Source organism: Paenibacillus xylanilyticus, assembly GCF_013359935.1.
Lineage (GTDB): Bacteria > Bacillota > Bacilli > Paenibacillales > Paenibacillaceae > Paenibacillus > Paenibacillus xylanilyticus.
The window spans coordinates 112,747-119,566 of record NZ_JABMCB010000173.1; the positions used below are offsets into that span (position 1 = coordinate 112,747).

Genomic DNA, 6,820 nt, shown 5'->3' on the forward strand with positions numbered 1-6,820 from the left:
TCGATAAAATTGCATTAACGCTGATTAACTCTATTATCTAAACGATGGTTCTCTGGAAAAGTTGCCAAGCAAATTCAAGCCGTGTTATTATACAGAACGAACGTTCAGTATTATTTATTACAAAACGAACATTCAGTTTACTAAACGGAGGTCATTATGAATACGAATTGGACGCATCCCCTGGAAAAGCAATCCGTTGGAAAAGCTTTTGTAAGTTATCTTGTGCCATCCATACTGGGGATGCTGGTCGTAGCTTTTAACTTTATTATCGATGGCATCATGGTTGGACACAAACTTGGATCTACAGCGCTCGCCGGAATTGGCATTGCTTCACCGGTATACACCCTCTTCGTTGCCATGTCGCTGTGGATTGGCATGGGCGGGGCAACCCTGTATTCAACCTATATGGGCAAAAGGGATATCACCACGGCCAAACAAATATTTACGAAATCCATAACAATTATTCTGCTGATAACGATGGCTATAGGATATGCTGCGTTTACCTTCAAGGATCAATTGGTCTATGCCCTGGGCGCGAATGCCGAAACATTCCCTTTTGCTGCTGACTATATGAATATCTTGCTGCTGTTCGGTTTTGTTTTCACCATTGAGAATGCACTTACCATTTTTGTTCGTAACGACGGTGATCCCAATACCTCCATGTACGCACAGATTACATTTGCTGTAGCCAATATCGTTCTCAATTATGTGACTCTATATGTGCTCGAATGGGGAGTGCAAGGTGTTGCCATCGGTACAATTGTCTCGGCGTCTCTTGCCCTGCTTGTCCTGCTGTCTCACTTTTTCAAAAAATCGAATAACCTTACCTTCGCCCGGTTCAATTGGAATACCAAACTGCTGGGCACCATTGTTCTTATTGGTTTTCCCAGCTTTCTTGCCGAACTCGGCATGTCTGTCTTCTCCGTTTCACACAACATTTCACTGGACCGCATTGCGGGTACGGATGGCGTGGCATCCTTTACAGTACTGAATTATATCCACGGAGTAGTGTTGCTGGCATTTCTGGGTCTGGCATCTGCTGCACAGCCGCTGATCAGTTACTATCACGGGGCGAAACAGCTGGTGCGAGAAAAACAAACCATTCGCATAGCCTCCCGAACGGCTCTGGCCTGTGGTGTCATTCTGCTGCTTGTCGTCCAATGGGGAGCGCCTTATTTTGTGCAAATCTTCGGAAACTTTAGTACCAGTGTCACCGATAGCGCTGTATACAGGTTAAAAATATTTACTTTTGCCTACTTGTTTATGGGGATTAACTTTGTTATGAGCACCTACTTCCAATCGGTTGGAAATGCTAAAATGGCAATCTGGATTACAGCTGCACGTGAAATGATCATCATGATTGCATTAATCGCAGTCCTTCCATCATTCTGGGGTGTAACTGGTGTATGGCTTGCTGTACCGCTCTCTGAGATGCTTGTCCTCATGACTATTGCGGTCTACTATAGGAAACGTGCCGTTTCGGAGAGGAGACATGGTTTAACCCTTGAATAAAGCCTAGCATCAACAACCTAAAAAACCTGCTGGACCCCTTGTTAAGGATCCGGGAGGTTTTTTTATATCCCCTCAATTTGCGAAAGGAAATGGTCGCACAAAGACAATACTAACCATTATATTCAAATATCGAATCGACCATTACTGCCCGTCGTTGCTTTGGCAATTTCCTTTGGCGTGGCAGCGTTCATACCGTTAAATTCAACTGAAAGGTTACCGAATGCAATACATGTTTTTATAAAGGTTTTTCGGGAAATTTGTCGAATATGAGAAGTTATGAAAAGGACAACATTTGTTTTAAAACCGAAAAGTATAATGCTCCTGATTTCTTTTATCGTTATCCTCACCGCCCTCAGACTAGTGTGGTTTGACTACTCACAGCCCGCTGAGCGGCCGATGATTGATAAAGGCGTTTTGGATCTGTCTTCATTGGATCTTAGTTCTTCGAAACCTATTACCCTGGATGGAGAATGGGATTTTTATCCGGGACAAGCGGACATAGGAACCTCCCCGGAATTATTCAAAAAACCGCAATCCATACAAGTACCAGGGGACTGGAAAAAGCAAGATGTCTACAAGGAAGGAAGTGCCTCCGAGCCGGGTACTTATAGATTGCGAATGCTTGTTAATCTTAAGCCAGATGAGGTATACACATTTTGGTTCAACAAGATTCAATCTGCCTCCCGGGTCACCATTAACGGCAAGGTAGCCGCCGAATTTGGGGAATTTGATCCTGCCTATGTCCCACGTTCCTATGGTCATCCGGAGTTCAGTACATATACGGCCTCCTACGTTGCGCCTGAGAATGTTCACGGTATTTCGGAAATTGAACTTTTCGTGGAGATCCGGCCTTTTGCAGAGCAGGTTCATGGAGGAATTGTCTCTTCCGTTCAGTTCGGTACTCAGGCTGCGATAGATACCAAACGCTGGTATTCCATTGGATTCCAGTTGTTTACAATCGTCATTATGCTGCTGCATATGATATATGCCTTTATTCTTTTCCTATTCAAACCAGGCCAAAGAGAATTCCTGAAATTCGCGCTGCTGCTGCTTGTCGCAGCCATATCGATCTCAACAGACAATGATAACCTGTTCGCTCAGTGGCTGCCGTTCAGCTACGCCTGGACAGTCAAAATCCGGCTAGCTGCTTATATTCTTCTGTCCACATTGATTCTAAGCCTGACGCACAGCTTCTTCAAACAGCATACCAAAGTTTGCAGGGTACTCTACGCGGTCGGTGCTGTATATATTGTCAGTCTGTTTTTTCTTATGCCTTTCCCGGCAGTTACGCAATCAGCAGGGGTGTTTTACGCCATATTCAACCTGCAGTTAGCTGTAGCCTTATGGATGATTATCAAAATAAAAATTCAAAAGCTGCCCGATGGCCTGTTTTTGATTTTGGCCGCTCTGGCCATACTGTCCAGCTGCGTCTGGGGCATCGTACAGCATGCAGCCGGATTGCCTGCGACATTTTATCCTATGGATATGATTGCAGCCATTATCTGCTTCTCATCCTACTGGTTCAAAAAGTACTTCCGCCATACCATGGAAAATGAACGTTATGCTCTTCAGTTGGAACTTAGTGACAAGATGAAGGATGAATTCCTGGCCAATACCTCCCACGAGCTGCGTACACCACTGCACGGCATAATCAATATTGCAGAAACCATTATCAGCAACGAGAAGGAAACTCTTCAGGAGACCAGTGTGCAGGATATGAGGTTGTTGGTCCAGATCGGCAGGCGCATGTCCACATTGCTGAATGATCTGATGGATATTGCCCGGCTCCAGGAAAAACGTATTGTTCTCCATCCAGAGTCTGTTCGGCTGCAATCCATTGCTTTTGGTGTAGTCGATATGCTGAGGTTTATGATCAGAGGCAAACCGCTCACGATTCGGGTAGACATCCCGGAAGAGCTGCCTCCGGTCTGGGCAGATGAGAAGAGGTTGATTCAAGTCATGTTCAATCTGATGCATAATGCGATCAAATACACTCCCCAAGGAGAAGTGATCATTCAAGCCATTCATTATGGCAATACCGTTTCAATACATGTGAAGGACACCGGTGTTGGTATGGATGAGGACACATCTAAACGGGTATTGGGTAGATATGAGCAAGGTACTGAAGGCATGAAGGAGAGCGGTGGATTTGGGCTGGGGCTGAGTATTTCTGCTCAATTGCTGCAGCTCCATGGATCTGAACTTCAGGTAGACTCCGTGCAAGGCAAAGGATCAGATTTCTATTTTAATTTGCCGTTATCGAGCCAGCAGGTACAATCAGTTAACCCTACCGAAGATAATCAAGCCAAAGTGAAGGAATCCCGCTTGGATTGGGCAACCGAGTTGCTTCAGGTCTATGACCTGGCTGCTGCTGCAGAGCAGAGCGATTCTTACCCGGCAACCAAAATGAGCATTCTGGCAGTCGATGATGACCCCGTGAACCTGGAAGTACTCACGCGAATTCTATCCCGGGATATGTATGAAATAGTCCCTGCCCTATCCGGCCAGGAAGCATTGGAGCTGCTCTTCTCAAGGCCTTGGAATCTGGTTATAGCAGACGTGATGATGCCCCATATGTCTGGATACGAATTAACCCGCAGGATTAGAGACCGGTTCACTCTGGCTGAGCTCCCTGTTCTCTTGCTTACGGCCCGAAGCCAGCCTGAGGATATCTATAACGGCTTTGCCGCAGGCGCAAGCGACTATGTGAGCAAGCCGGTAAACGCGCTTGAGCTTCGATATCGTGTAGGTGCGCTCACTACGCTCAAGCAATCGTTCACAGAGCATCTTCGGATGGAAGCTGCCTATCTGCAAGCGCAGATACAGCCTCACTTTTTGTTTAATACACTTAATTCGTTAATGGCACTTAGCGAAATAGACACCGAAAAAATGAGACACTTGGGTGATGCCTTTTCGACATATCTAAGATACAGTTTCCAATTCATCAATTTGCAGCAGCTTGTGCCTCTTTCTCATGAGCTGGATCTCGTGAACGCCTATCTGTATATTGAGAAAGAACGATTTGGTCCAAGAATCGATATCAAGCGCAACATGGATACCAACTTAAACACCATTATGCTGCCTCCGCTGACACTACAGCCCCTTGTGGAAAATGCAATTCGTCATGGATTGCTGAGTAAGAGAAGTGGCGGCACACTCACCATAGATGTAAAACGTCAAGATGGAGGAGTTCACTTTCGTGTCTCTGACAATGGGAAGGGAATGAGTCCGGAAGAAGCCGACAAAGTACTTGGCCTTCGTGTTGGCTCTTCCCTGGGGGGAATTGGACTGAGAAATACCAATCGTCGGCTCCTGCAGCTGTATGATTCAGGATTAACCATCTCCAGCATGACCGGGGTTGGTACGACTGTTTCCTTCTTCATTCCTGATGAGGTTCAGCCACCTTTCAACAAGTAGATGTCATGTCCAATCAAACTAAGAAAGGAGATCATTAACCATGTTTCGTGCCGTGTTAATTGATGATGAACACCTGGCCCTCATTCATTTGGAAAATTTACTCAAAAAGCTGGTACCTATCACTATTGCCGGCGTATTTATGGATGCTGAAAGCGCGGTAGAACAGATTACGGACTTACGCCCTGATATCATCTTTCTTGATATACAGATGCCTGAGATGAATGGCCTGGAAGCAGCGGAAAGGCTGGTCTCCCTGTGTCCTTCGGCTGAGATCGTTTTCGTTACAGCATATGATAACCATGCTCTGGAAGCATTCGAGCTTAATGCACTGGATTATGTTCTTAAGCCACTGAACATGGATCGGCTCTCCAAAACGGTGAATCGCATACAGAAACGTTTAAGTCATTCTGCTGCCAATGAAGAACCTGCTGAGGTAACCATAAGCATGTTTGGTTCATTGAAAATAAGCAGAGGTTCCGAGGAACTGCCGATTAAATGGCGCACTCAAAAATCTCAAGTATTGTTTGCACTGCTTTTTCATCACGTCAACGAATTTGTCAGCAATCATACCCTTATAGAGCAAGTGTGGCCGGATACAGATCTTGAGAAAGCCCGAAGCTACTTATATACAACCGTCTATCATATACGCCGCTGTCTCAAACAGGTCAACGTGGATCTTCCAATCGAGAAAACAAGTGGAGCAGAAGGATACTGTATGCGGCTAGAGGGCAACATTAACCTGACGAAAAAGTGGGAACAGTCCATTCGCAGCTTGGATGAGATCACGCCTGATAACGAACAAGAGGCCAGCGAGATCATTGAAGCATACAAATATGATTACTTAAAAGAATTCGATTATCTATGGACCTTGTCTGAACGGGAGCGACTGCGGAACCTTTTTATACACCATGCACTCAAGCTGGCTGCTTATTATACAGATAAGGAAAACTGGATGGAAGCTCTGGCATTATACCAGCGCCTCAGTTATATTCATCCATATTATGAAGAAGCCTATCTGAGACAAATGGAGATCTATGACTTCTTGGCGGATTACGCCTCCGTAGAGGCACGGTACCAAACCATTCAATACATGCTTCAGCAAGATCTGGATACTGCGCCATCAGCTGAAATTCGGAGTTGGTATGAGCGATGGAAAGCCAGAGTTTAGTTTTCTGAGTCATGAGATTGTTAATCTGAACTTGCTTCTCATGAGTTTGTTATTTTATGTTCCATTGTTTTTGTTCTATTATCCTTAGTTTCCTTGGTGCGTTACATCTGATCCCTATCCTGATGCCGCAGTTGTTTAGAATTTGTTTAGTTCACTATGATAATGTTGAATTATTAACATGATTGGATGGTGTACGAACGAATGAACAAGGCGTATTTCGAAGAAATGCATAAGCTCGGACATGATGATGAATTGAGATATCGGCTTCTGATCAGAGGCGTCAAGAAATTGCTGGAAGATCAGAAAAAGCAACGAGTCAAACGCACCCGACTACTAAATATTCACAAGAAAAAAGCACCACAGGCCGCTAACTGGTCTTAATTATATTGAAATGCTACCCTTTTTTAGAATTAGATCTAGGATAGATCAATATTTCAACGGGGATTCTCCCCTATATATTCATCGCTCGGAGCCTGCTTCCGAATCCATAATAAGAGAAGGCACTGTTTAATTAAACAGTGCCTTCTCTTTGATCTATGTTCAACTTTATTTCAAAATAGTGCTTTTTTCTACGCTTAAATGTAAACAAATAAAAACCACCACCGAATATCATCGGCAGTGGTTCTTTGCTTGGCAACGTCCTACTCTCCCAGGACCCTTCGGTCCAAGTACCATCGGCGCTAGAGGGCTTAACGGTCGTGTTCGGGATGGGTACGTGTGGAA

At 44.9% G+C, this 6,820-nt stretch carries 4 protein-coding genes and 1 rRNA gene; 4 read left to right on the forward strand and 1 reads right to left on the reverse strand.

Annotated features, from left to right (window positions below; genetic code table 11):
- The first annotated feature begins 156 nt into the window (after positions 1-156).
- The 4 genes from HP552_RS10540 (at position 157) to HP552_RS10555 (ending at position 6,478) form a co-directional block, all read left to right on the forward strand.
- On the forward strand, positions 157-1,512 hold the full coding sequence (locus HP552_RS10540; protein ID WP_175395473.1) for an MATE family efflux transporter: 1,356 nt from the start codon (positions 157-159) through the stop codon (positions 1,510-1,512).
- Between the two features lie 276 nt (positions 1,513-1,788).
- Positions 1,789-4,929 carry a hybrid sensor histidine kinase/response regulator gene (locus HP552_RS10545; RefSeq protein ID WP_175395474.1) on the forward strand — a complete coding sequence of 1,047 codons (3,141 nt, stop codon included), beginning with the start codon at positions 1,789-1,791 and terminating at the stop codon, positions 4,927-4,929.
- A 40-nt stretch (positions 4,930-4,969) separates the two neighbouring features.
- A complete protein-coding gene (locus tag HP552_RS10550) occupies positions 4,970-6,097 on the forward strand; it encodes a response regulator (protein ID WP_175395475.1) in 1,128 nt (375 codons plus the stop codon).
- 201 nt (positions 6,098-6,298) lie between these two features.
- Complete coding sequence (locus HP552_RS10555; protein WP_175395476.1) at positions 6,299-6,478, forward strand: hypothetical protein; 180 nt, start codon at positions 6,299-6,301, stop codon at positions 6,476-6,478.
- 247 nt (positions 6,479-6,725) lie between these two features.
- On the opposite strand, the gene rrf is transcribed toward HP552_RS10555, so the two are convergent.
- Positions 6,726-6,820: ribosomal RNA gene (gene rrf / locus HP552_RS10560) — 5S ribosomal RNA — on the reverse strand; the annotation flags it as partial.

Excerpts from the sequence above, each read along its gene's own strand:
- HP552_RS10545 (WP_175395474.1), top strand. The coding sequence starts at position 1,789 with ATGAAAAGGACAACATTTGTTTTAAAACCGAAAAGTATAATGCTCCTG.
- HP552_RS10555 (WP_175395476.1), top strand. The coding sequence starts at position 6,299 with ATGAACAAGGCGTATTTCGAAGAAATGCATAAGCTCGGACATGATGAT.
- HP552_RS10540 (WP_175395473.1), top strand. The coding sequence starts at position 157 with ATGAATACGAATTGGACGCATCCCCTGGAAAAGCAATCCGTTGGAAAA.
- HP552_RS10550 (WP_175395475.1), top strand. The coding sequence starts at position 4,970 with ATGTTTCGTGCCGTGTTAATTGATGATGAACACCTGGCCCTCATTCAT.